Consider the following 26,578-nt stretch of genomic DNA (forward strand, 5'->3'; position numbering starts at 1 on the left):
ATAATTATCGTTCACTCTGCCTCAGCCTCCTTTCCAGACATTTGATAAGCTGGGTAAATATAATTACAATAATCAGATAAATGGCGGCGACGGCAAGCAGCGGCATCGTCGCACTGTATGTGATACTTCTGATGATATCTCCACCCTTTGTCAGATCCTGGAGGGCAATGAAGCCCGCAACCGATGTCTCTTTCAACAGGGAAATAAACTCGTTACATAGCGCAGGCAGAATATTTTTAAACGCCTGGGGCATTACAATATACCACATTGTCTGGGGATAGTTGAATCCCAGGCTCCGCCCGGCTTCAAACTGTCCATTGTCGATGGACATAATACCGCTTCTGAAAATCTCAGCCACATAAGCGCCGGAGTTAATACCAAAGGCAAGTACGGCAACCGGAACCTTGTCCACCCTGAGGCTTCCAAAGATGACATAGTAAATAATCATCAACTGAACTACGACAGGTGTACCGCGGATCACCGTCAGATACAGATTACATATGAAATTGAGTATTTTCAGTTTGTGTGTCTTCTCGTAAGTAGAACGGACTACACCCACGATCAGACCAATAGCAATACCGAGAATTACTGCCATCAATGTTACGGTGAGCGTAATCTTGAGGCCGTCTACCAGGTAAAGCCAGCGGTCCTTCTCAATAAAATTAAAATAAAAATCCTCAGTGAATTTCTGCCACATATCTTTTTTCCTTATCTGTCATCTGTTATTAACTGCTTTATCCGGATCATCAAACATTCAGCACTTTTGTATTCTTTTAGTGATATCTGTTCATTGAACGATATCTTACTCTTTCAGCGTTATTTTATGGAGGCTGTTGCCAGCCTCCATATTACTTTGTACATTAATTTATATTTCTATCCGCCGGGCTGTTACTGCCTTCGGACCTTTTAATACTTTTTTATACAGGCTGCAATTTATATTTTACTCTGCATCCATGTATTTTGCAACGATTTCGTCAATTTTTCCTTCTGATTTCAGTTCAGCGATTGCAGCATTCATTTTCTCAACAAGGTCTGTGTTTCCTTTTTTGATTGCAATTGCGTATTCTTCTTCCGACATCTTCTCTTCCAGAATCTTGATTCCTTCTGTCTTCTTAACGAATGCCTGAGCAGTGGCCTGGTCGATTACAACTGCGTCAATCTTGCCCTGTGTCAGAGACTGAACTGCCTCTAAGCCTTTATTGTAACGCTCTACTGTTGCATCTTTAAGCTCTGTTGCAAGTGCGTCGCCTGTAGTTCCAAGCTGTACGCCGATTGTCTTTCCTTCCAGATCAGCGGAACCTGCGATGTCGCTGTCCTCTTTTACGATTGCAACCTGGTTGGAGTTTGCATATGTGTCTGTAAATTCTACGGATCTCTGACGCTCTTCCGTTACTGTCATGCCGGCTGCGCCGAAATCTGCTTTGCCGCTTGTAACTGCAGGAATGATTGCATCAAATGCCATATCTTCAATCTGAAGCTCCATGCCCATCTTCTCAGCGATTGCCTTTGCAATCTCAACGTCGATACCTACGATATCGTTATCTTCGTAAAATTCATAGGGAGGGAACTCTGCGTTGGTACCCATTACAAGCACTCCGCCTGCCGCTGCCTCTTCTTTTGTCTCTTCAGCAGATTCATCTGCTGCTTCTGTTGTCTCACCAGCTGCTTCCTGTGTCTCTGCTGCTGTTTCAGGAGCCTTTGTCTCTGCCGGTTTCGAACTGCATCCTGCGAGAGATGCCGCCATCATTGCTGCCATTGCTAAAGCTAAAAACTGTTTTTTCATAATTATCCTCCTCTTGTCATATCGGATGCATAAATTGATTTATTATACATTACCTGAGGTATTCTGCTGTTAATCCTCCGGGTCACTTCCCTGATTCTTCCGTTTAAGAAGTGAAATTTATGCATTAAATATGTATAAATATAGATTTTGTTTTCTAGTAATTCATTATAACGTATTTTAGAAAATAATCAAGTGCTAATTCGGTTTTTTTTACGTTTTTCCAGAAGTTTATGAATTTTTATGCAAAAAGCCCCCTATGATTTACAACTATTGGCAAATATCACGTTTAGGTTTATACTACAAGCTAGTAACACATCAGATACGATTACATCTGGCCGCAAAAAGCTGTGAAAATGTAATACCAGAAAGTGAGGTGTTTTTATGGAGGACTGGTTGTTAAAAACGGCCTGGCCTATGACTCCGCCGCTGCCTTTTTCCGCATTTCATATTTGCTTTACCATATTCGGCCTGGCTGCCGCGGCATTTTTAGCCTGGCGCCTCAGACATCTTCCTCATTCCTCAAGGGTCGTAATTTTATTTATAATGGGAATACTGCTTGCCTTATCGGAATGCTATAAACAGCTTTTCCTCTACTACGTGGTTAATCACCATAACTATGACTGGTGGTATTTCCCCTTCCAGCTCTGCAGTATCCCGATGTATCTCTGCCTTCTTCTGCCCTTTATGGGAAAAACGGGAGGGAAATGGCAGCGTATTCTCTGCACCTTTATGTACAGCTACAATCTGCCGGGCAGCATCCTCGTCTTTGCGGCGCCCTATGGAATGATGCATCCCTACTGGACTCTCACCCTCCACTCTTTTCTTTGGCATATTGTCCTTGTTTTCATCGGGCTGCTGATTCTTTTTTCCGATATGGGGACTGCGTCGTACCGCGGCTTGGCGGGGGCTACCGGAATTTTTCTGGTGTGCTGTCTCGTTGCGACCGCCATCAATATCCTGGCAAGTCCCTACGGGTACCCGGATATGTTTTACATCACGCCGTACTATCCTACAACGCAGCCTGTTTTTTCTATAATAGCAGACCGCTTTGGGATTATGGCGGGGGATTTGAGTTATCTGGGTACGATCGTGTTCGGCGCTTTTGTTCTTCATATTGGATACCGGCGCCGAGCTATATGGGGATTTGATTGAGAAATGAGGACGCCGCCGTCAGGCTAGGGGCCGGGGTGGTGAGGGGGATCGATGCGTCTTTCGTCCCGGGCGTTAGGGTGTCGCGGGCGGGGAATCCGGGCAGAAAAAGTTCCTGCGGGAAACGCTCGCGCTCTTTGGAGTACATAATGGTACTAACCTCGAAAAAACCTCGGTAAGTACCAATGAACTCCAGGTTCCCTCCGGAATCTTTTTCTCCCTTCTTCCCCGCAGGAAGGTTATGGCCGGGACGAAAGACTCAGCCAGGATAGCGGTCCGGCCCCCGGCCTGCGGCGGCTGATCGGTCCTATTTCTTCAATGGGGGAGGCGCTTGTCGCTGCCACTACGTTTTTCAGAATGCCTAAGGATGCCTAAAAACTATATTCTATTCACTATGAAACTGTGTAATCTTATAATCTTATAATCTTAGAGTGTTTATTCGGATACTCTTTTTATGCAGCCTAAAATGTCATCAGAATGTAAAAGCATCACAAGGATATAGTGGATGCGACAATACGCTCTCCCCACTTAACGAAAGAGACAATCAGCCCCTGAAGCCGGCGGACGGGGCAATAACCTTCCCTGAGTCTTCAGTCCCGTCGACAATCTGCCCGGGGAAGGAGGAGAAAAACTTTCCGAAGGGAGACCTTGAAGCCCGCCGGTGCTTAGCGAGGTCCTTTCGAGCTTAGCATCCGCTGTGCGCTTCACAAGCGGGAGCGAGTCCCCGTAGGAATTTTTTTCTCCGGATTCCCCTCACCACCCCCTACCAACCGGGACTGAAGACTCATACACAACCTCCCACTCCCCCGTCCGCCGTCTTACAGAGGCGTCCTCGCATCTCAACTAAACCCTCACTCTAATAGAACCCGCACAAAACACCTGCCTTATCGAATCGGCAAGGTATTTCATGCGGGTTATCATAATTCAAAGCAAATGCTTATTTAATTTCTTTATGGAACTCCTGAAGTGATTTCACTTCAATATCCCCGTTCTTTGTAATAGTCTTAAGAGCCTGGACAGTTGCCTTTGCGGCCGCCATGTTGGTGAAGTAAGGAATTTTACCCTTAACGGCTGCCTTTCTGATATAGCTGTCGTCTCCCATTCCCTTTTTGTCTACCGGAGTATTGATAATAATATCAACCTTCTTGTTCGTAATTTTATCAAGGATATTCGGACGGCCCTCGTCAATCTTGGCAATCTTTTCTGCAGGAAGTCCTGCGGCTGCCATGATATCGTATGTTCTGCCTGTTCCCATCAGCTTGAAGCCGCAGTCATAGAATCCCTTTGCAACCTCAATCAGTTCAGGCTTGTCCATATCGTTGACGCTTAAAAGCACGGTTCCGGAGCTTGGAAGTCTTGTCTGTGTTGCCTCCTGTGCTTTGTAAATCGCCTCGCCCAGGTTCGCGGACATTCCTAGAACTTCTCCTGTGGAACGCATCTCCGGTCCCAGAACCGGGTCAACCTCCGGGAACATCTTGAATGGGAATACCGGCATTTTTACTCCGTAATGAGGAATCTTCTTCTCGGTCAGTGTCGGAACCGGTGAAGGTCTTCCCGTCAGGTGGGAAGTCATAATATCGGTTGCCAGTTTTACCATCTTGATATTGCAGACCTTGGAAACCAGCGGAACGGTTCTGGATGCCCTTGGGTTGGCCTCAAGTACATAAACCTCTCCGTCTTCAATTGCATACTGCATATTCATAAGGCCGACAACGTGCATTTCTTTTGCGATACGGCTTGTGTAGTCGCGGATGGTGTCCACCTGATCTTTTGTCAGGTTTCTGGACGGCAGGATGCAGGCTGAGTCTCCGGAATGGATTCCGGCAAGCTCAATGTGCTCCATAACGGCCGGAACGAATACATCCACTCCGTCACTGATGGCGTCTGCCTCACACTCTGTCGCATGGTTCAGGAAACGGTCAATCAGAATAGGACGGTCCGGAGTGACGCCGACAGCTTCCTTCATATAATATGTCATGGCATCGTCATCATGTACAACTTCCATTCCGCGTCCGCCGAGAACGTAGGAAGGGCGTACCATTACCGGATAACCGATGCGGTTTGCAATCACAAGAGCCTCGTCTACATTGACAGCCATACCTGACTCAGGCATTGGAATGTGTAATTTATCCATCATATCGCGGAACAGGTCTCTGTCCTCCGCCATGTCGATTGTCTCAGGTGTTGTTCCGAGAATTGTCACACCATATTTCTTTAAGTCGGCTGCCAGATTAAGCGGTGTCTGTCCGCCGAACTGCGCGATAACGCCCAGAGGTTTTTCTTTGTGGTAGATGCTTAATACATCTTCCAGTGTCAGAGGCTCAAAGTAAAGCTTATCGGAGGTATCATAGTCTGTGGATACCGTCTCCGGGTTGCAGTTTACAATGATTGTCTCAAAACCGAGCTCTTTCAGTGCAATTGCAGCATGAACGCAGCAGTAGTCGAATTCGATACCTTGGCCGATACGGTTCGGGCCGCCGCCGAGAATCATAATCTTCTTATTGTCGCTGCATGGGCTCTCATCTTTAATATGGTAGCTGGAGTAGTAATAAGCAGAATCTTCCGTTCCGCTTACGTGAACGCCTTCCCAGCCTTCCACGATATCGGCCGCTGTTCTGGCATTTCTGATATCTTCTTCGGAAACTTCCAGGATTTCACTTAAATACTTGTCTGCAAATCCGTCGAGTTTAGCCTGGCGGAGCACTTCCACAGGAGGAACCTGGCCCTTATACTGCATCAGAGCTTCTTCCTCTTCCACCAGTTCTTTCATCTGCTCGATGAAATAGTGTTTAATCTTTGTCAGTTCGAAAAGTTCATCAACGGTCGCGCCCTGTCTCAGAGCCTCATACATGATAAACTGACGCTGGCTGGTCGGTACGTGAAGCATGGACAGAAGTTCTTTTTTGCTCTTCTGATCTAAATCTTTCACATGGCCAAGGCCGTAGCATCCTCTCTCCAGGCTTCGGATTGCCTTCTGAAGAGCTTCCTTATATGTCTTACCAATACTCATGACTTCGCCTACGGCCTTCATCTGAGTACCTAATTTATCTTCGGAACCTTTGAATTTCTCAAATGCCCAGCGTGCGAATTTGATAACAATGTAGTCGCCGGATGGAACGTATTTATCCAGTGTGCCGTATTTGCCGCATGGGATTTCATCCAGGGTAAGGCCTGTTGCAAGCATAGCCGATACAAGGGCAATCGGGAATCCTGTTGCCTTGGATGCCAGCGCTGAGGAACGTGATGTTCTCGGGTTAATCTCAATTACGATATCGCGGTCTGTCTTCGGGTCATGCGCCCACTGCACGTTCGTTCCGCCGATTACCTCGATCTCCTGAACAATTCTATAAGATTTTTCCTGTAAACGTTTCTGGACTTCTTCTGAAATAGTAAGCATTGGTGCGGAGCAGAATGAGTCGCCGGTGTGAACGCCAAGAGGATCAATGTTTTCAATAAAGCAAACGGTAATCATATTGTTTTTAGAATCACGTACAACTTCCAGCTCTAATTCTTCCCAGCCTAAGATCGATTCTTCGACGAGCACCTGGCCAACCATACTGGCCTGAAGGCCTCTCGCACAGACTGTTTTTAATTCTTCTACGTTATATACAAGGCCGCCGCCCTCGCCGCCCATCGTATAAGCCGGACGAAGAACAACCGGATAACCTAACTTGTCGGCAATTGCAAGAGCTTCTTCTACCGTATAGGCAACTTCACTCCTTGCCATCTCGATATTCAGGCTTTCCATTGCATGCTTGAATTCGATACGATCCTCACCACGCTCAATTGCATCAACCTGAACTCCGATTACTTTTACATTATATTTATCAAGAACACCTGCTGCTGCCAGTTCAGAACAAAGGTTAAGACCTGACTGTCCTCCCAGATTCGGAAGTAATGCGTCCGGTCTCTCTTTATCAATGATCTGTGTCAATCTCTCAACATTAAGTGGTTCGATGTAGGTCACATCTGCTGTCTCCGGATCCGTCATAATCGTAGCCGGATTAGAGTTTACCAGTACAATCTCGTAACCAAGGTTTTTTAACGCCTTGCACGCCTGAGTTCCGGAATAATCGAACTCGCATGCCTGTCCGATAATAATTGGACCGGAACCGATAATCATCACTTTGTGAATGTCGTTTCTCCTCATGTTTTTTCCCTCTCATTGTCTGCAGTTTACATTTTCAGCGATAAGCCGCACGCTCCGCGTACAGGTCACCGTTATCTACAAAGGTCCGTCAGACGGACGCTCTTCAAAAGCCGTTCGGAACCTTTATCTTGTTAAAGGCCCCAGTAAGGCATTATCAAGATTATAATAGAAAAGTTCCGCCTTGTAAACCAAAAAAACATGTTTTTCTCTTCCCTTTTGACATTTTTTATGATATGCTGGTAAAAATATACTGGGGTATTATTTTAAAAAGCGGAAAGGATTCGTCAATTTTTATGAAAAAAATCGTGGTGATTGACGGCCAGGGCGGCCGGATGGGTAAAACAGTAGTGGAACAGTTAAAACATACATACCCGGATCTGCCTCTAACCGCCATCGGTACCAACAGTATCGCCACCTCCGCCATGCTGAAGGCAGGGGCCGACCAGGGCGCAACCGGAGAAAATCCCGTGTTCGTCGCCTGCCGGGACGCTGATATTATTATCGGTCCCCTGGGAATCGTCATCGCAGATTCCCTGCTCGGTGAGATTACACCGGCGATGTCCTCCGCTATCGGAAGCAGCCGCGCCCACAAGATCCTGATCCCGGTCAGCCAGCATTGCCACCATACGGTTGTGGGATGCAGCGACATGTCCCTGAGCGGATACATAAAGCTTGTCTGTGAAGAAGTCGGCAAATGGATTTTAAATACATAAAATAAAAGAGCCGGAAGGTACATTATATGATGTAATCTTCCGGCTCTCTCTATTATCATTTATCTTGCTGCTCTCTCATGCATTTTCCGTCCCGCCTCTTTATCGGCCAGCACTCTCTCCTTCAGCTCCTCCACACCGGAAAATTTAAGTTCCGGGCGGATGAAGTCCGTCAGCCTTACCTCGATCCATTTATCGTACAGATCTGCGTTCAAATCATAAATATAAGTCTCCACCCCAACCGGGTGCTGTCCCTCTATCGTAGGTTTTCTTCCTATATTCGTGATTCCCTTGTAATGCCCGCCGTCTATCACCACCTCGGACAGGTAGACACCGAAGGCAGGCAGATGCTTCTGCTCTCTGGGTTCGATATTAACAGTTGGAAAACCGAGGGTGGAACCCAGATGCCTGCCGTGGATCACACGGCCATGGATCATATAAGTGTATCCAAGAAGTTCATTAGCCTTCTTAATATTGCCTGCGGCCAGTTCCTCCCTGATATAAGTACTGCTTATCTCTCTTTCGCCATCCAGCGCTTTATCTACGACGATCATCTCATAGCCGTATTTGGATGCCAGCTTCTTTAGGAGTTCCACATCACCCTGCCGCTGATATCCAAAGTGGAAATCAGTACCGGTAACAATAGCTTTTGCCTTCATCTGGCCTGTGAGGATAAGAGAAATAAATTCCTCCGGCTGCATATGCGCCACTTCCTGATTAAACGGATATTCTACAAGATAGTCAATCCCTGCCTGCTGAAGGTTCTCCCTCCGTTCGGCATTCGTCGTGATCATCGTCTGAAGTTTTCCCTTCATCAGAGTCCCGGGAGCCGTTTCAAATGTAAAAACGGCTGTCTTATATCCCTTTTCCCTGAAACGGAATACTTCGCTCAGCAGCTTCTGATGGCCTCTGTGAAGGCCGTCGAATTTACCCAGCGTGACAACGGTCGGTTCTTCTATATGAAATTCTCTGGTTCCGGTAATGTACTGCATCTCAATCTCCTCCCAGAAAAATCTTCTTTGGTTTCCACTTGTTTTCTTCCTCAACGTACGAATAAATCCCTACGAAACGGCGGCCGCTGTCATAAACACGGATCCGCAGTTCCTGTGCGGTACCGTCTTCTTCAGCGCTGCCGCGGCTTACTCCGGCTTCTATGGTTTTAGCATCCTCCACTTTTTCCGCCGCATGTTCCGGATCGCCCTGAAGTTTCTGCATCCACTCATCCACAAGCGTTCCCGGAATAAAATCCCGGGAGAAAAAGTTTCCGTTGTGCAGCAGCCTGTCCAGTTCCTCCCCCTGGGAAATGAATTCCGGCAGGGAAGAAAACATCTGATCGACCGGAACAATCTTTTCGTCCAGCCGTCCTGAAGCGGCAAGTTTTTCTACCTCATCGAGGCGTAAACTTTCTGCAATCTCAAAGCGGTCCACCTTTGTCCTGACCAGCTTTTCCATGCAGCCGCCGCATCCGAGCGCCTTACCGATATCGTGGCACAATGTGCGGATATAGGTGCCCTTGGAACAATTGACGCTCATCGTGACCCTCGGAAGATCCATGTTCTCGATTTCCAGACTGTAGATCTCCACCGGCCTGGCTTTTCTCTCCACTTCTTTTCCCTGGCGGGCCAGCTCATAGAGTTTTTTGCCGTTTACCTTCAATGCGGAATACATTGGAGGGATCTGCTCGTAATGGCCGATAAATCCCAGCACGGCCTCCCTGACCTGTTCTTCCGTCAGCTCTCCGGTGCTTCTCTCAAAAAGCACGGTACCGGTCGTATCCTGCGTGTCGGTCTCGATACCCAACAGCATGACGGCGCGGTAAGTTTTTCTCTTATCCGTCATCATGTCGCAGAGTTTTGTACCTTTTCCGAGACATACGGGAAGCACTCCCTCCGCTGCCGGATCGAGTGTTCCCGTATGACCGATTTTTTTCTGTTTTAAAATCCCGCGCAGTTTTGCAACCACGTCATGGGACGTATATCCCGGTTCTTTATAGATATTAATTATTCCATGGATCATTTGTCTTCATGCTCTTTCATCTGCTGTTCAATATGCTTTGAAAGGTTATTCAGCACATCGTAGGCGCTGCCGCTCATCGTGCATCCGGCTGCCCGCACGTGTCCGCCTCCTCCAAAGTAGGATGCGATCTTGCTGACGTCCACATAATCGTTGGAGCGCATACTTACCTTATATACATGCGGTTCTTTTTCATAAATAAATACGGCGCACTCGACACCTTCCGTAATTCTGAGCTGGTCGATAATTCCGTCCAGATCATTGCTGTCGGCTCCGTAAAAATCCAGCTCCCTCTGTTTCAGCGCAGTGAAAATGCAGCGGCCGTCCATGAACAGAAAGCTTTCCAGAAGCGCACGGCCTAAAACCTGGTTCTGGACATAGGTCCTGCGGTAAAAGCTGTCGTCTATGATTTTAGCGCTGTTCAGTCCCTTATCCACCAGTTTACCGGCAATTTCCATTGTTTTTTTGGAGGTGTTGCTGTATTTAAAGACTCCTGTGTCGTGAACGATGCCGGTGTAGAGGCACTCTGCCGTCTCTTTACTGATCCGGTCCTCCGCCAGTAAGCCAAACAGAACTTCGCTGCTGGAGCTGGCAGTGGAAATAATATGGTTCTTTTCTGCAAACCCCGCATTAGTCACATGGTGATCAATGCAGAACGTTTTTCCGGCCGTCTCAAAATACGGGAGGAAAACGCCGAGCCGCTCCGTATCGCTGCTGTCCATCGTGATGCACAGATCAAAGGTACGCCCGTCTTCCCAGTCCGTTTTAATCCGATCAAAATTTTTCAAATAAGAAAATTTCTCGGCCGGGTGGTCCAGAAAAAGCTCCACGGTAAGCTGCGGATAATTTTCCGACAGATAATTATACATTCCAAGACAGGTGCCGACACAGTCGCCGTCCGGATGGAGATGTCCCAGAAGGACAACGCTGTTCACACCGTCAAGTACTTCATTTAATAAATTACTCATCCTCTATATCATCTCCCGCTAAATCAGTGTCATGGATGTTACTGTGCACAGAGTGAACAGTAACTCATAGATTACGCTTCGCAATCCTCCTCAGGAATTTCTTCTGCGATCTCCTCTTCCGTCTGTGTTTCATCACTCAGGCCCGCCGTCACTTCATTGATCAGCCTTGTCATATTGACACCGTACTCGATGGACTGATCCAGAATAAAGGTGAGTTCCGGAGTGTTGCGCAGATTGATTCTTCTGGCTAACTGGGTGCGGATAAAACCCACCGCGCTCCTCAGGCCCTGGATCGTGTCTTTGCCGGCTTCTTCATTGCCGAGCACACTGATATATGCCTTACAGAACTTCAGATCCGGGGTTACCTCAACCGAAATGACGGTCGTCATCGGATGGATTCTGGGATCCTTTAATTCACGGCTGATAATCTCACTCAGTTCTCTCTGGACTTCGCTGTTGATTCTGGTGTTTTTAATGCTGTTTTTGCGCATGTTTCATGCCTCTCTTTCTAACGGTGCTAAATTGCCGGGCGCCGTCATCAGTCAGGCAGAGCTCCCCTTAGCGGGGAACTTCTACCATTGCGTATGCCTCGATTACATCGTCTTCCTGGATGTCGTTAAACTTCTCAAATACAAGACCGCACTCATATCCTGCGTTGACTTCCTTGACATCATCCTTGAATCTCTTAAGGGATGCCAGCGGGCCGTCAAAGGTCTGCTCGCCGTCGCGGGTAATTCTCACCTTGCAGCCTCTCTGGAACTTACCGTCCAGAATATAGGAACCGGCAATCGTTCCAACGCCGGATGCCTTGAAAGTCTGACGCACTACGGCATGGCCGATGATCTGCTCCTCGTAGATCGGGTCTAACATTCCCTTCATGGCTGCTTCCACGTCCTCGATAGCCTGGTAAATTACGCGGTACAGACGCATATCCACTTTCTCGCGCTCTGCGATGGATTTCGCCGTAGCGTCAGGACGCACGTTGAAACCGATAATGATGGCATTGGATGCCGCCGCCAGGCTGACGTCGGACTCGTTGATCGTGCCGACACCGCCGTGGATGATTTTTACCATTACCTCTTCGTTGGACAGTTTGACAAGGCTCTGTTTTACCGCCTCTACCGAACCCTGTACATCCGCTTTTACGATGATAGGAAGTTCTTTGACGTTTCCGGCTTTAATCTGTGAGAACAGATCGTCTAATGATAATTTAGCCTTAGTATCTTCAATTAATTTATTCTTACCCTCGGAAATAAATGTTTCCGCAAAGCTTCTTGCTTCTTTCTCGCTAGGAGTTGCAACAAATACTTCTCCGGCCTTCGGCACATCGTTCAGTCCCAGGATCTCGACCGGTGTGGATGGAGTCGCTTCTTTGACGCGGCGTCCCTTGTCATCCATCATTGCACGTACCTTACCATAGCAGGCGCCTGCCGCAATCGGATCTCCTACATGGAGTGTACCCTTCTGGACAAGAACAGTGGCAACAGGACCCTTGCCCTTGTCAAGTTCTGCCTCGATCACAAGGCCTCTGGCCGTACGATCCGGGTTTGCCTTTAATTCTTTCACCTCGGCGGTAAGCTGGATCATCTCGAGAAGTTCCGGGATACCTTCCTTGGTATGGGCAGATACGGGAACGAAAATAGTACTGCCGCCCCAGTCTTCTGAAACGAGTTCATATTCGATTAATTCCTGTTTTACTTTCTCAATGTTAGCACTTGGCTTATCGATCTTATTCACTGCAACAATGATTTCAACGCCTGCCGCTTTGGCATGGTTGATCGCCTCAATCGTCTGAGGCATAACGCCGTCGTCTGCCGCAACTACAAGAATTGCGATATCGGTAGATTTGGCGCCTCTCATACGCATAGCCGTGAATGCCTCATGGCCTGGTGTGTCTAAGAACGTAATTGGATGTCCGTTGATTTCAACCATATAAGCACCAATGTGCTGTGTAATGCCGCCTGCCTCTTTGGCTGTTACATTGGTCTGGCGGATCGCATCCAGAAGAGAGGTTTTGCCATGGTCAACGTGACCCATTACGCAGACTACCGGCGGTCTTTCAGCCATATCTGCCTCATTCTCCTCTTCCTCTTTCAGCAGTTCTTCGATGACATCGATCTTCTCTTCCATCTCGCAGAGTACGTCAAATTCCATGGCGATTTCTTCTGCCTGGTTGTAATCCACTTCCTGGTTGATTGTGACAACTTTGCCCTGAAGGAACAGTTTCTTTACAATTGCGGACGGCTGCAGCTTCATCTTCTCAGCCAGCTCTTTGATCGTAATCACCTCAGGAATGATGATGGTCTTAACCACCTCCACCTTTGGCTCTTCCTTGCGTGGCAGTGGCTGCAGTACAGGAGCCTTGGTATTCTTTCCGCCCTTGCCCTGTTTTGCGTGTGTTCCGTCATCGTGGTTTTTCTTATCGTATTTATCACTCTTATAAGCGTTCTTATTCTGCTTATTATTCTGTGGTTTCTGTACTACAGGTCCGTCGAATGACGGCTTTGGAGCGCCGGTTCTCTGACCGTCACGGTTGCCTTGGTAGCCTCCGCCCTGGCCTCCGCGGTTGCCCTGATAGCCTCCGGTTCTCTGGCCGTCGCGGTTGCCCTGGTAGCCTCCGCCCTGGCCGTCACGGTTGCCCTGGTAGCCTCCGCGGTTGCCCTGATAGCCTCCGCCCTGGCCGTCACGATTGCCCTGGTAGCCTCCGCGGTTGCCCTGATAGCCTCCGCCCTGACCGTCGCGGTTGCCCTGGTAACCTCCGGTTCTCTGGCCGTCACGGTTGCCCTGGTAGCCTCCGCCCTGACCGTCACGGTTGCCCTGGTAGCCTCCGGTTCTCTGGCCGTCGCGGTTTCCCTGATAACCTCCGGTTTGGCCATCACGATTGCCCTGGTAGCCTCCGCGGTTGCCCTGATAGCCGCCTCCCTGACCATCGCGGTTGCCCTGATAGCCTCCGGTTCTCTGACCGTCACGGTTGCCCTGATAACCTCCGGTTCTCTGGCCGTCGCGGTTTCCCTGATAACCTCCGGTTTGGCCATCACGATTGCCCTGGTAGCCTCCGCGGTTGCCCTGATAGCCGCCTCCCTGACCATCGCGGTTGCCCTGATAGCCTCCGGTTCTCTGGCCGTCACGGTTTCCCTGATAACCTCCGGTTCCCTGACCGTCACGATTACCCTGATAGCCTCCGCGGTTGCCCTGATAGCCGCCTCCCTGGCCGTCACGATTGCCCTGGTAGCCTCCGGTCCTCTGGCCGTCGCGGTTTCCCTGGTAGCCTCCGGTCCTCTGGCCGTCGCGGTTTCCCTGGTAGCCCCCGGTCCTCTGGCCGTCGCGGTTTCCCTGATAGCCTCCGGTTCTCTGGCCGTCACGGTTTCCCTGGTAGCCTCCGGTCCTCTGGCCGTCGCGGTTTCCCTGATAGCCTCCCTGGCTGACCTGCGGCGCTGGTGCCTGAGACTGCGGAGCCTGAGCTGCTGCCGGACTTGAAGTTGCTGCCGGACTTGGAGCTGCCGCCGGGCTTGGAGCCGCTGCCGGCTGGCTCTGCGGCGCTGCCGGTTTTACAGCCTCGGCAACGCTCTGGGCCTGAACCGGTCTGTCTTTCTGCTGTGGTGCGGGACGTCCTGCCGGACGGTTATTATTTCTCATCTGGGTGCTGTTCTGCGGACGGTATACTGCCGCGATTCTCTTCTTCGGCGGTTCAGTCGTTCCTTCCGCCCTGCTAGCCGCGTTTGTCTCTGTTTCTTTTATTTCTGCCTTTACTGGCTCTTTCTTAATTTCTTCCACTCGCTTCGTTTCCGCCTTTCCTGTACCTGGTTTTGAAGTCCCCGTCACCGGCGTTGCCGCCTTATGTGATGCATGCCCTGACGACAGCGTTCTTTTTACTAAAGCTGCCTGTTCATCCGAAATACTGGATGCGTGGCTTTTGACATCAAATTGATTCTTCTGTAATATTTCTAAAACTTCTTTATTGGTTTTACCCAGTTCTTTCGACAATTCGTTAACTCTCATACTCACTACCTCCGTTCAGCTCAATCTGTTTCACGAGTGCCTTGGAAAAACCTGCATCCAGTACGGCCAGAGATGCGCGCATCTCTTTTCCCATTGCATGCCCCAGCTCTTCTTTTTTTCCGAAAAAGTAAATCGGGACTTTGTAGTAAGTACACATATTCAGGAACATCTTCCTGGTATTGTCGGATGCCTCTTCCGATACGATAACCAGATGAGCTTTTCCGCTTTTTACCGCCTTCTCAGCCATATACTCGCCGCTGGCGGTTTTCCCCGCCTTGGTGGCCAGGCCCAGAAGGTTAAATATCTTTTTATTGTTCTCCAATGCTGTCCATCTCCTTTTCCAATGCTTCATATACTTCCTTTGGAATGGCCATCTTCAGAGAACGCTCCAGTCCTTTATTCTTCACCGCTTTTTTATAGCAGTCCATAGATGGACAGATGTAGGCGCCCCGGCCGTTCTTCCTGCCTGTGGCATCAATTATGATCTGTTCGTCGGTTGTTTTCAGCACCCGGAGCATCTCTTTCTTGTTCTTCATCTCTCCGCACCCGATGCACTGTCTCTGCGGTATCTTCTTTGTACTCAACGTTTCTCACTTCCCAATCTTCTTTTTCTTTTTCAGCTGCGCGTCACATCTTACTGTTCCAGGTAGTTTATTCTTCCTCCCGGACGGCATCCTCCGCCGTCTGAACGGCCTGCTCCGTATCCGCTGCCGTCTCAATGTTTTCGTCTGCAGTTATCTCCTCTGTATAAGCTTCTTCACCGAAACCGTCAAAGTTTTCTTCCGCATATCCCTCAAAGCCCTGCTCATATCCCAGTTCCAGGTCGTCTAAAAGTCCGGATTCCCTTGCCTGGGTCTCGCTCTTGATATCGATCTTATAACCGGTCAGTCTTGCAGCCAGCCTTGCGTTCTGTCCCTCTTTACCGATTGCCAGTGAAAGCTGGTAATCAGGAACAATGACCTGCGCCTCTCTTGCATCTTCGTCTGCGGCAACGAAAATAACCTTGGCCGGGCTGAGCGCATTCTCAATCAGGTAGGCAGGATTCTCATCCCAGTTGATAATATCTATCTTCTCTCCGCGAAGTTCGCTTACAATCGCGTTAACCCTTGCTCCGTTAAGACCGACACAGGCGCCGACCGGATCCACATCCTCGTTGTTGGAGTATACCGCAATCTTGGTTCTGGAACCTGCCTCTCTGGCGATTGCTTTAATCTCAACTGTGCCGTCTCTTACCTCCGCCACTTCCGACTCGAAAAGGCGTTTAACAAGATCAGGATGGGTTCTGGAAACCGTGATTCTCGGCCCCTTGTTCGTATCCTTTACCTCCAGGACATACAGCTTAACGCGCTCCGTCGGTTTAAATACCTCGCCCTTCACCTGTTCGCTTTCATTTAAAATGGCATCAATCTTTCCAAGGTCAATACAGATATTACGGTTTACATAACGCTGCACTATTCCTGTAACAACATCTTTCTCTTTGCAGTACCAGTCATTGAAAAGCGCTTTTCTCTCTTCTTCACGGATTTTCTGGAGAATCACATTCTTCGCATTCTGTGTTGCGATTCTTCCGAATTCTTTGGAGTTAATCTGTACATGGACAACATCGCCAAGATCGTATCTGCCGTTCATCATCTTTGCTTCCGCAAGGCTGATCTGCAGCATCGGATCTTCCACGTCCTCAACAACTTCCTTCTCGGCATAAACGGAAAAATCACCGGTTTCCCTGTTGATGGTGACCTTTACATTGTCTGCTTTACCAAAATGGTTTTTACAGGCTGTAAGTAAAGAATTTTCAATTGCCTCCAGAAGAATATCTTTGCTGATATTATTTTCCTTCTCCAGCACGTTTAACGCTTCAATCAACTCTTTATTCATTTTCTTTTATCCTCCTACCGTCTAAAAATCAAAGGCCAGACGTATTAAAGCAATATCCGTCTTTGCGAACACCAGATCATTGCCGTCTTCTAATGTAACTGTAACCGTATCTGCATCATGGGCTTTGAGAACCCCTGTGTATTCTTTCTGTTTGTTAAGCGGTTTGTAGAGCTTTATTTCCACATTTTTTCCTGTATTCCTAACAAAGTCCTTTTCTTTCTTAAGCGGTCTTCCAAGACCGGGGGAGCTGACTTCCAGAATGTAGCTGTCGTCTATGAAGTCTTCTTTATCAAGCCATTCTCCAAGCTTTCTGCTGACAATCTCACAGTCGTCAACGGCGATTCCACCCTCTTTATCAATATAAGCGCGAAGATACCATACTCCGACTTCCCTGACGTATTCCACATCCACAAGTTCAAAATGGTGTTCCTCCAGAAGGGGAAGCAGCCACGATTCTACTTTTTTTTCATATTGCTCTCTTTTTGTCATATTTACACCACCTTTTTAGCAGGTAACCGACTTTTTCTCTGCTGCCCATCATTCCGCCGCAGCATCCCGAACCGGACTTTGAACAAAGTGAAAGAGTGGACTTCTGTCCACTCTCTCTAGTCAGTTTATTATGTTATCTCGCTAAGTATAACACCTTTCTGTATAAAGTGCAAGGTTTTCTTTTAAAGCGCTGCAAAGCGCGCTAAAGCGGCGCGGGAAAGGAACAGCATCCGATACTGTTCACCGGTTGTATTCCGCGATGTGTTTTTTATGAGTAGAGCGTAACAGAAGTCACAAATAACCCGGGGGGTGCGGCGGCGTTCTCTTTCTTCAACTAATTCTCACCGTATCGGTTAAACCATGCCCTCTCTTCAAACGTCTTCTTTTTTGCCGCAGGCACCGTGGAAGCCGGAATGCCGATTGGCATATAAACGGCCACATTCAGATCCTCTGGAACTCCCAGCAGTTCTGCCATCTTCCTGTCCTCACCGTTGTGGTGAAGCTGTCCTTCTATCCACGTAGTTGCATATCCTTTGGCTGCGGCGGCGATCAGTATGTTTTCCGCGGCGGCGGCAAAGTCCTGGATATGGTAGGATTCCCCGCTCGGGGCAACCGTATGCTTTGTCAGTAAAAGAATCGCTGCGGGCGCTGTGGCCGCCCACTCATGTCCGTAGATATCGGCCAGCTTTTTTACTAACTCCGGATCATCCACGGCGATAAATTTGGTTGTCTGCATATTACAGCCCGACGGTGCAAGAAATCCGGCTTCCACCAGTTCCTTTAAATCCTCCCTCGGAATCGGTTCCTGTTTAAAAGTGCTCCTATAACTTTTTCTTTCTTTGATTGCCTGTAATGCTTCCATCTGTTTCCCCTTTCCTATCAACTCTCTTTTGCATTTTTCACGCTGTATAAATCGGTTCTCCTGTTTTCCAAAGAAGGAATCTGTTTTCTGATTTGATCCAGATAGTCCAAATCAATTTCCGCATAGGTAATGCCCGGCGCATCCTTGGCCCTGGCCACCACGGTTCCCCACGGATCGGCCACAAGGCTGTTTCCATAGGCCACATAGGCCGGTTTCTTTCCAATCTGCCCCGGCGCTACAATATAGCAGCCGTTTTCTATGGCTCTTGCCCTGAGAAGCGGCTCCCAGTGATCCTTTCCGGTCGGCATGGTAAAACTGGCAGGAACAAAAATCACCTGTGCTCCCTTAAGCACCATCAGGCGGTAAAGTTCCGGGAAACGGACATCATAGCAGATCGACATGCCGAATATCCCCAGTTCCGTCTCAACGGTTACAATCTCCTCCCCGGGCTGAACCTTGTCCGATTCATTAAACGGCGTACCGTCCGCCAGGGTGATGTCGAACATATGGAGTTTACTGTATCTTGCAAGGATTTCACCCTCAGGAGAAATCAGGACGCTGGTGTTGGCGGAACGCTTTTCACCGGGGCGCTCCTCTGTTATGCTGCCTCCATGGATGTAAATTCCATGTTCTTTTGCTTTTCTGCAGAGGACTTCCGTGGTATATCCGGGAATCTGTTCTTTGCCTCCGCCTTCTCCCACGTTACGGCCAATCAGGTTCATGACCTCCGGGAAGCAGACCAGCTTTGCACCCATAGATGCCGCCTCATCAATCCAGGCCTTTGCCTTCCTCAGGTTTTCTCCTTTATCGTTCTGCGTGTCCATCTGGACCATTGCTATCATGTATTTACGCATTGGTACCTCCTTGCCGTTTCTTCATATTTTTATATTATCACTATTCCCTTATTTATGGAATGATATAATTGGCCTTACTATACTGTTTATGAAGCTCTTTTTTACTGCCGGAACTGCCGTTTCAGGTGCCTATCGTTCAGATGTTATTCAAGAGCAAACGTTTTCACAGCCTCTCCCCGCGGCTAGGTTGAAACGATGGGATCACTTCTCAATTGAGACAAACGGAGGAAATGTATCCGGGCTGCTGCTGCGCTGCATCGTTTCTGTATCTACGTCAAAACATCTGCCGTCGTATTCATAGTGCAGTTTTCCGTCTTTACTGTAAAAACGGTGTTCCGATTGAAATGCAACCGTTTTGAAGCGCTCGCCCTGTACCGGCTGATCCCGATACAGCGCCTGATCTTCCATTAATTTTAATACTTCATTTTCCAGGCAGACGTCGTAAATACCACTTATGACAGCTTCAGCCGCCACGTTTTTCCCCGATGCTGAGATAAAGCGAAAACAACCTGTAATTCCATTTGTACTTTTCCGCTCTGCCAGTTCAAAACGGAACAGGGATACAGCGCTGAAATCCTTCCGCAGTTTCTCCCGTTGTCCATCCTCTCCCATGAGCCAGATCTTCTCGTTTGATACAATAAACATATCCAACTGAAACCCGCTTTGAGAATATTTAAGATTAGAAAAGGATATTTGATCTGAGTATACGCCCTGTAACGCACCATCTTCCAGTTGGTAAACTAACTCCTTCGTAAACAGCGTTTTACCGTTTATATTTTCCTCTATAAAATCAATAATTTCTTTCATCTCCACCACCCGTCTCTCTGTCTGATCTCCCCTCTGCCCGCTCGTCACTCACATTATTCCCACGCTGCTTAATGAGGCTCCTCTTCCAGATTCCCGACTTAATATATAAATATCCGAACGGCACCGAGGAAAACGGCGCAATGGCGCAGGCAATGTAAATCCCCTCCAGGCCCCAAAGCTTCTCGAAGGAAACAGCCAGAATCACCCGGAAGATAATGCAGTTCGTAAAGCTGGACATCATCGCGAATGTGGAATGGCCCGCACCGATCATCATCGCATGATAAATAAGGAAGATTGCATAGAAAACCTGACCGAAAATCTCAATCCGCATATTCAGCACCGCATTGGCGATTACCACCTGATCATCGGTAAAAATTCCGGCCAGCCAGGGGCCTCCGATTTCCACCAGGACGATTGTCGCAAGGCTAACCACCAGGGCCATCTTCATGGCTGTATACATAACTTCTTTCGCCCTGTCGTAAAGGCGGGCGCCCAGGTTCTGTGCGATTACGGAGACCGCTCCCGTAGACATGGCGCTGAGCAGAAGCTGGCACATATCTTTAATCTTGATCGCCACTCCGTTTCCGGCCGAAATATCGGTGCCGTAACGGTTAATCAGAAAGGTCACCACCAGCCAGGAGAATCCGGCTATCGTCATCTGAACGGCGCTGGGAATTCCGACCTTCAAAGTCTCCTTCAGCATCCCTATTCTGATTTTCAGGAAATCGAATGTAAAACGTATTAGCTCTTTTTCCCTTATAATGGCCGCCAGGCTGAGCACGGCGCTGAGTATCTGAGCGATCACCGTAGCAAGTGCCGCGCCTGCCACTCCCATTTTTAAAGTTCCGACAAAAATCACATCTAATACGGCATTCAGCACCGTCGTTGCAATGACAATCCGCATCGGTGTCCTGCTGTCGCCCACGGCGCGCAGCAGAGAAGAAAATGCATTATATATGTAGACGAAAAACATTCCTGCGGAACAGATTCTCAGATAAACAAGCGCCTCGTCGTAGGCGGGCGCCTGGAGGAGCCTCAAGATTACCCCGGACATGGCATACAGAACCAGAGAGAAGGCAATGCCCAGTATAGCAGAGAGGGATACGAGCGTCCCGGTCGCCTCCTCCCTGCTCTTACTGTCTTTACCTCCATAAAACTGCCCAATCAGCACACTTCCGCCGGTCGTGATTCCGATGGCAATCTTCGTGATGATCACCAGTATCTGACTGGAATTGTTGATGGCGGAGATAGCGGAAGGACCTGCAAAACGGCCTGCAATCACCATATCTACCATATTATAAAGGGCCTGCAGGAGGCTGGATGCGATTAAGGGCAGCGTGAATGCCACAATCTGCCTCACAATATTGCCCTGCGTAAAATCCTGTTTCCTGTCTGTTTTCTCCGGCGTGCTGCCTGATTTCTTCTCCGTCACTGCCACGTAACGCCTCTTTTCCCGGCTACGGCCGTATCTTTACAGAGCCGCGTAAAAACCGGCCTGTATTTCTGGTAATTATTTTACTACACGCGGGAGGCCACGGCAACCAAAAATCATCGTGATTCCCTCTTTACGGCCTCACGTCCCTGTAAAATCCACATATCTTAAACTAAAGCCAGTATATTTAAGAGGTGTTACATGATTCCAAAACTGGAAGTTTCAGGCCTTTGTTATTCCTATCATTCGATGGATGGGGAAACTCAGGCTCTTTCTAATATATCGTTTACCGTAAACACCGGAGAGTTTATTGCCATTGTCGGGCCGTCCGGCTGCGGTAAATCCACTCTCCTCTCCCTTTTCAGCGGGCTTCTCAAACCGGACGAGGGCAAAATTTTCATAGACGGAACCCCTCTCTCCGAGAGTCAGGTGAGGATCGGCTATATGCTCCAGAAGGATCACCTGTTTGAATGGCGCACAATTCTCTCCAATGCCTCCCTTGGATTGGAAATCCAGCATAAAATGGACGAACGCCATAAAAACACTCTCCAGGAACTGATGACTTCCTATGGACTCGGCAGCTTTGAAAATGCCCGTCCGTCCGAGCTGTCGGGTGGAATGCGGCAGCGTGCCGCCCTCATACGGACCCTGGCCTTAGAGCCTGATATTCTTCTCCTTGATGAGCCTTTTTCTGCACTGGATTATCAGACACGCCTCTCTGTCTGCGATGATATCAGCACAATTATCAGAGGAAGAGGTAAGACAGCCATCCTGATCACCCATGATCTGTCGGAGGCCGTCAGTGTTGCCGACCGCATTATCATTCTCTCAAAGCGGCCCGGAAGGATTAAAGGAATTCTGCCAACCCCGTTTTCCACTCCGGATTTAAGTCCTCTTGAACGGAGAAACGATCCTGAATTCTCAGGTTATTTCAACGAGGTCTGGAAGATTCTTCAAAATTAACAATTCTTTTCCCTATCAGGAGGTGTCTCATGGAATTACATGAAACCCTGGCCCAGCAGGAATTTATCGCAAGGCAGAAACGCCGCCGCAGATTTGTCTCAGTCTGCCGCATTCTGCTTCTTTTTATTTTATTGGTACTCTGGGAAGTCTGTGCCAGACTGGGTATTATCAACGACTTCATCTTCAGCTCTCCGTCCCGAATCGTACTCTGCTTTATCAGCATGGTGAAGGACGGCAGTATTTTTTTACACACAGGTGTTACGATCATGGAAACGCTGATCAGTTTCTTTCTCGTCGTCGCTATCGGACTGCTCGGGGCAATCCTTTTGTGGTCCAGCAAAAGCCTCTCCGATATTCTGGAGCCGTATCTCGTCATGCTCAACAGCCTGCCTAAATCAGCCCTGGCCCCGATTCTCATCGTATGGCTGGGCAATAACATCAAGACAATTATCGTAGCCGCCGTATCGGTAGCCGTATTCGGAGCCATTATGACGCTTCACAACGGTTTCAGCCACACGGATCCGGATCAGATTAAACTGATTTACTCCCTGGGCGGAAAGCGGAAGGATGTTCTTACAAAAGTTCTGCTGCCCGGATCGGTTCCGCTGATCATCAGCAATATGAAGGTCAATGTGGGACTCTGCCTGGTGGGTGTTATTATCGGCGAATTCCTCGCCGCCAACAAAGGGCTCGGATATCTGATTATCTATGGTTCCCAGGTATTTAAGATGGATCTCGTTGTGATGAGCATTGTGATTCTCTGTATTGTATCGGCGATACTGTACCAGGGGATTACGTTACTGGAGAAAAAGATGAAATAGAACATACTCTCGCAGATGTGGGAATCTTATCCCGGCAGCTCAGAAAGCCAAAACTATTTTGAACTGCCGGGATATATCCTGCAAACTATTTAAAACTCCCACCATTATTTCTGTTTACATAGTCATCCGTACTCCTTCCATATCAAGGTTCCGGATCACTTATTTTCTGAAAATCGGCACTGAACTTCTGATAGAGATCAGGCCTGCGGTCCGTCATGCAAACGCCAGCCCGTTCTCTTTTCTTTAAACCTTTGGACAGGCCCTTACTGAAGATTACTCTTCTTCCCATCCTGAACATCAATATTGAGATGCAGCTCCTCATATAGTTCATTCACATCAATTGGTTTCGGCACAAAACCGTTCATTCCCGCCGCAATTGCCGCTTCCCGGTCCTCCCGGAACGCGTTTGCAGTCATTGCAATAATCGGGACTGTGGATGCGTCCGGACGTGACAGTCCGCGAATGGCGGCGGTGGCCTCCAGTCCGTTCATCTCCGGCATCTGGATATCCATAAGAATTGCCCGGATTTCTCCCTGAGTGCTATGTTTAAACAGCTCCAGCGCCTCCCGTCCATTCTCCGCCCGGGTGACAACGGCTCCCTGCATACGGAGCAGTTCCATGGCAATTTCCGCATTGAGATCATTATCCTCCGCAAGAAGGAACTTTGCACCATCAAACCGGTCCTCCCTGACCTTTGTCTCAGGTGCAGTTTTTTTCTCCATCTGCCCTCTGGGAAATGTCACGGTGAAATAGAACTCACTTCCTTGCCCCACTTCGCTCTTAAGACAGAGTTCTCCGCCCATCAGATGAACGATATTCCGGCTTATAGCCAGACCAAGCCCGGTTCCCTGGCTCTTTGAATAGTTGGAACCCAGCTGCTCAAAGCTCTCAAAAATACGGTGCTGTTCGTCCTGGGCAATTCCAATTCCCGTATCACGTACAAGAATTTTATATGAAACTTCCGATTCCGTGGAAGATTCCTCCGAAACCCTCAGAAGGACACTGCCTCCGGCCCCGGTAAACTTAAATGCATTGGAAAGCAGGTTGAGAATTACCTGCCTCAGACGCAGTTCATCCCCCACTATTACATCGTGATCGATATTTTCTTCCAGACCAAAATCCAGCGACCGGTTTGCCGCGTCCTGCTGCAGCATATTTTCAACATCCCTCAGCATTTCATGTATTGAAAAGCTTTCGGATGCAAATGTCATCTTACCATTTTCAATGCGGCTCATATCCAGAATATCATTAATCAGACTCAGCAGATAATTGGACGATGTCTTTATCTTTTCCAGATTATTCAATGCCTTTTCAGGCACTCCTTCCATCATCGCGGTCAAATCAGTCAGCCCGACAATCGCATTCATCGGAGTCCTGATTTCATGGCTCATGCGGGACAGAAATTCACTTTTTGCATGATTGCCGGCCTCCGCCTTTTCAAGCTCTCCCTGCATGGCTGCGGCGTGCAGACGCGATCTGCCTATGATAATGACAACAACCAGAAGAAGGATGAGTCCGGTAGCCACAACCGTTATAGCCAGGGATGGATTGGCATAAACTATGCTGGTGAGTGTCATATGGGATTCCCCGATGGAAACCATGTTGCGGCTGCTAATGGCGGCATAATCATCGCTGCTGATATTGTTGATCGCTTTATTAATAATTGAAAAAAGTTCCGGCTGTACAGGGCTTCTCATTGCAAAACTGGTTTCCCGGTGATCATTAATCAGATTTACCTGCATCAGATTGGTAAAATTATTCTTTTGTATAATGCTTTCGAGATGAGCGGATACACCATAAAAGAAGTCTACTTTACCGCGGTTGACGTCCGAAAGCGCCTTTGCAATATCGGAATAATAGATTTCCTTATCCACCGTAATATTGTCCGGCATGTCTTCCCCTTCCAGGACGGCTCCGACCAGTCCCTGTGCGGGATAGCTTGATTCCTTATTCCTCACCAGGATAGAATTCAGTTCTACGAAAGGCGTTGTCAGCGCCAGATCCTGTTCTACGGCGTCTTCATCCGAACCAAGGTAAAAACCGAGAAGATCCGCCTCACCGCTCCGCATCTTCTCGAGCGTCTGCGCATAACTGTCACAGTATATATAGGAAAACTCCAGACCGGAATACTCGGAAATTTTCTGAAGAATATCGGGTACGTAACCGTTGTGGCCGTCACTATTATCCAGGCAGAAAAGCGGATGCCAGTCACTCGGGACAGCCACCGTCACCGTCCCCCTCTGTTCTATGTATTCCTTTTCCTTTGTATTAAGTACCGCATTCATATTGGCGGCGGCAGGAAAATTAGTTTCATATAATTTCTTTGCAAAGTTGGGATCTGCCTCGTAAATCTTTTCCAGCGCCATATTAAGGCCGTCCAGAACCTCCTGGTTATCCGGCTGTGTCACAATATAATGAGGCTGTGAGTCAAATGTGGCGGCGACATAAAATTTATCACCGTAATCCGCACTGTTGCCCAGCAGCAAATCCACCTCGCCGTTCTCCAGATAATAATTCAGACTTCCATGTTCCTTCAACTGTTCTCGGCTATAATACTTAATCGTACAGTCCATGTTATTAAGTTCCAGATAAATTTGGAGCCGTCTTATATTCTCTGCAGCCCGTTCGAAAACTCCAATCGTTTTTCCATTGAGGGAATTGAGGTCGAATCCCTTGATACTGTCATCATCTTTTCTGGCCAGCAGGATCAGTTTTGTGTAACCGCAGTTATATTCAGGATATCCATACTCGTCCTTGACGCTGTCCATATAATATTGGCCACCCATCAGGTCGTATTCCCCGGCTTCAAACCGGCTCAGTATTTCTTCATTATCCACATCAATATATTCATATTTCCAACCGGTATACTTGGCAACCTCATTGAGGACATCGACCACCAGTCCATACCTTTCTCCATCCGCTGTGAGCATGGTATAACCTTCCGTTTTGGGAAAAGCTACGCGAAGGACCTTATCCTCTTCCTCCTCGTCAGCCGCGCATGGAAATGACACTGCCATCATAAGCAGCGCCGCGAGTAAAAACATTATGTATTTTTTCATCTTACAGCCGTATATTTGCTTCATACAGACTCCTTCACTGATACCAAATTATCCGCCGCCGTCAATGTAAACATCCCTGCATATCTTCCCAACAGTTTTCTTTATCTGCCGAACACAGCCGGTGGACATTTGTTTCTGTTTCATCATAGAAAGAATTTTTTAATACAGAATTAACCTAAATTCTCCATACCTATATTCTCAGCTATTTTCTCTATAAAGTCAAACGGTTCCTGAAGCAATTTTTTAATACGGCTCAAACTCCGCCAAAAGGCTGAAAGCCTTCATGTTCCTCCAGTTCCAGCCTCATTTTCTCCACTTTCAGGTACTCCCTCCGGAGCACCTGATAAAGTGATTTGTAATCTTCCCTGAGATTCCCGGCCCGTAAAGGCTCCACCATAGCGGAAACCGCCTCATAGATGGACTGTAAGCCCAGATTTCCGGCCAATCCCTTAATCGTATGCGCCGCTTCGAAAGCAGTGCCCAAATCTCCTTTGTCCAGAGCATCTTCCAGGGCGGCAAGGTTATTGTCCTGAGGCAGTCTTCCCAGTATTTTCAGATAGAATGTCTCATTTCCTAAAAACCGTGTCATTGTATTGTCATAATCCACACCATAGGACTCCAGTATTTCCCTGAAACTCTGCATC

Annotated in this window: 21 protein-coding genes and 1 pseudogene; 4 read left to right on the plus strand and 18 right to left on the minus strand. The window is 48.3% G+C overall.

Features of this window, described 5'->3' with window-relative positions:
• Positions 1–4: 4 nt before the first annotated feature.
• Together EJL91_RS22815 and EJL91_RS22820 are read right to left on the minus strand one after the other, a co-directional pair.
• Positions 5–697 carry an amino acid ABC transporter permease gene (locus tag EJL91_RS22815; protein ID WP_125144279.1) on the minus strand — a complete coding sequence of 231 codons (693 nt, stop codon included), beginning with the start codon at positions 695–697 and terminating at the stop codon, positions 5–7.
• Between the two features lie 243 nt (positions 698–940).
• On the minus strand, positions 941–1,783 hold the full coding sequence (locus EJL91_RS22820; protein WP_125144280.1) for a basic amino acid ABC transporter substrate-binding protein: 843 nt from the start codon (positions 1,781–1,783) through the stop codon (positions 941–943).
• A 381-nt stretch (positions 1,784–2,164) separates the two neighbouring features.
• Here EJL91_RS22820 and EJL91_RS22825 point away from each other — a divergent pair, with 381 nt between their 5' ends.
• Positions 2,165–2,935, plus strand: coding sequence for a TMEM164 family acyltransferase (locus EJL91_RS22825; protein WP_125144281.1), 771 nt, complete (start codon positions 2,165–2,167; stop codon positions 2,933–2,935).
• A gap of 934 nt (positions 2,936–3,869) precedes the next feature.
• Here EJL91_RS22825 and carB read toward each other — a convergent pair.
• Entirely contained in the window at positions 3,870–7,082 is a 3,213-nt protein-coding gene (gene carB, locus EJL91_RS22830) for a carbamoyl-phosphate synthase large subunit (protein WP_125144282.1), read from the minus strand.
• A 293-nt stretch (positions 7,083–7,375) separates the two neighbouring features.
• Between carB and EJL91_RS22835 the strand changes: the two genes are divergently transcribed.
• Positions 7,376–7,795: a DUF3842 family protein gene (locus EJL91_RS22835; protein WP_125144283.1), complete on the plus strand. Its 420-nt coding sequence runs from the start codon at positions 7,376–7,378 to the stop codon at positions 7,793–7,795.
• A 59-nt stretch (positions 7,796–7,854) separates the two neighbouring features.
• On the opposite strand, the gene EJL91_RS22840 is transcribed toward EJL91_RS22835, so the two are convergent.
• From EJL91_RS22840 to EJL91_RS22900, 13 genes and pseudogenes are all read right to left on the minus strand, one after another.
• Positions 7,855–8,784, minus strand: a complete 930-nt coding sequence (locus EJL91_RS22840) for a bifunctional riboflavin kinase/FAD synthetase (RefSeq protein WP_125144284.1) — start codon at positions 8,782–8,784, stop codon at positions 7,855–7,857.
• A gap of 1 nt (position 8,785) precedes the next feature.
• A complete protein-coding gene (gene truB, locus EJL91_RS22845) occupies positions 8,786–9,808 on the minus strand; it encodes a tRNA pseudouridine(55) synthase TruB (protein WP_125144285.1) in 1,023 nt (340 codons plus the stop codon).
• Positions 9,805–10,773, minus strand: a complete 969-nt coding sequence (locus EJL91_RS22850; protein WP_125144286.1) for a DHH family phosphoesterase — start codon at positions 10,771–10,773, stop codon at positions 9,805–9,807. Before EJL91_RS22850 ends, truB begins: the two co-directional genes overlap by 4 nt.
• A gap of 71 nt (positions 10,774–10,844) precedes the next feature.
• A complete protein-coding gene (gene rbfA, locus EJL91_RS22855; RefSeq protein WP_125144287.1) occupies positions 10,845–11,264 on the minus strand; it encodes a 30S ribosome-binding factor RbfA in 420 nt (139 codons plus the stop codon).
• Between the two features lie 67 nt (positions 11,265–11,331).
• Positions 11,332–14,712: pseudogene (gene infB / locus EJL91_RS22860) on the minus strand (translation initiation factor IF-2); the annotation flags it as partial.
• A 49-nt stretch (positions 14,713–14,761) separates the two neighbouring features.
• A complete protein-coding gene (locus EJL91_RS22865; protein WP_125144289.1) occupies positions 14,762–15,094 on the minus strand; it encodes a L7Ae/L30e/S12e/Gadd45 family ribosomal protein in 333 nt (110 codons plus the stop codon).
• The gene (gene rnpM, locus EJL91_RS22870) at positions 15,081–15,356 is read right to left on the minus strand and encodes an RNase P modulator RnpM (protein WP_125144290.1); all 276 of its coding nucleotides are present in this window, start codon (positions 15,354–15,356) and stop codon (positions 15,081–15,083) included. Before rnpM ends, EJL91_RS22865 begins: the two co-directional genes overlap by 14 nt.
• A 67-nt stretch (positions 15,357–15,423) precedes the next feature.
• The gene (gene nusA, locus EJL91_RS22875; RefSeq protein ID WP_243125537.1) at positions 15,424–16,647 is read right to left on the minus strand and encodes a transcription termination factor NusA; all 1,224 of its coding nucleotides are present in this window, start codon (positions 16,645–16,647) and stop codon (positions 15,424–15,426) included.
• A 21-nt stretch (positions 16,648–16,668) separates the two neighbouring features.
• On the minus strand, positions 16,669–17,136 hold the full coding sequence (locus EJL91_RS22880; protein WP_125144291.1) for a ribosome maturation factor RimP: 468 nt from the start codon (positions 17,134–17,136) through the stop codon (positions 16,669–16,671).
• 334 nt (positions 17,137–17,470) lie between these two features.
• Positions 17,471–17,998 carry a nitroreductase family protein gene (locus tag EJL91_RS22885; RefSeq protein ID WP_125144292.1) on the minus strand — a complete coding sequence of 176 codons (528 nt, stop codon included), beginning with the start codon at positions 17,996–17,998 and terminating at the stop codon, positions 17,471–17,473.
• Positions 17,999–18,015: 17 nt separating this feature from the next.
• A complete protein-coding gene (locus EJL91_RS22890) occupies positions 18,016–18,852 on the minus strand; it encodes a carbon-nitrogen hydrolase family protein (RefSeq protein ID WP_125144293.1) in 837 nt (278 codons plus the stop codon).
• A gap of 201 nt (positions 18,853–19,053) precedes the next feature.
• Positions 19,054–19,659 (minus strand): hypothetical protein, encoded by a 606-nt coding sequence (locus EJL91_RS22895; RefSeq protein ID WP_125144294.1) that lies wholly within the window; start codon positions 19,657–19,659, stop codon positions 19,054–19,056.
• A complete protein-coding gene (locus tag EJL91_RS22900; protein ID WP_125144295.1) occupies positions 19,643–21,097 on the minus strand; it encodes an MATE family efflux transporter in 1,455 nt (484 codons plus the stop codon). Before EJL91_RS22900 ends, EJL91_RS22895 begins: the two co-directional genes overlap by 17 nt.
• 195 nt (positions 21,098–21,292) lie before the next feature.
• On the opposite strand from EJL91_RS22900, the gene EJL91_RS22905 reads away from it, so the two are divergent.
• Positions 21,293–22,054, plus strand: a complete 762-nt coding sequence (locus EJL91_RS22905) for an ABC transporter ATP-binding protein (protein WP_125144296.1) — start codon at positions 21,293–21,295, stop codon at positions 22,052–22,054.
• Between the two features lie 29 nt (positions 22,055–22,083).
• Entirely contained in the window at positions 22,084–22,875 is a 792-nt protein-coding gene (locus tag EJL91_RS22910; protein WP_125144297.1) for an ABC transporter permease, read from the plus strand.
• A 263-nt stretch (positions 22,876–23,138) separates the two neighbouring features.
• Here the strand turns inward: EJL91_RS22910 and EJL91_RS22915 are convergent, their stop codons facing one another.
• The gene (locus tag EJL91_RS22915; RefSeq protein WP_125144298.1) at positions 23,139–25,958 is read right to left on the minus strand and encodes an ATP-binding protein; all 2,820 of its coding nucleotides are present in this window, start codon (positions 25,956–25,958) and stop codon (positions 23,139–23,141) included.
• 229 nt (positions 25,959–26,187) lie between these two features.
• Positions 26,188–26,577, minus strand: a complete 390-nt coding sequence (locus EJL91_RS22920; protein ID WP_125144299.1) for an Hpt domain-containing protein — start codon at positions 26,575–26,577, stop codon at positions 26,188–26,190.
• Position 26,578 lies beyond the last annotated feature (1 nt).

Source organism: Clostridium transplantifaecale (genome assembly GCF_900626075.1).
GTDB lineage: Bacteria > Bacillota > Clostridia > Lachnospirales > Lachnospiraceae > Otoolea > Otoolea transplantifaecalis.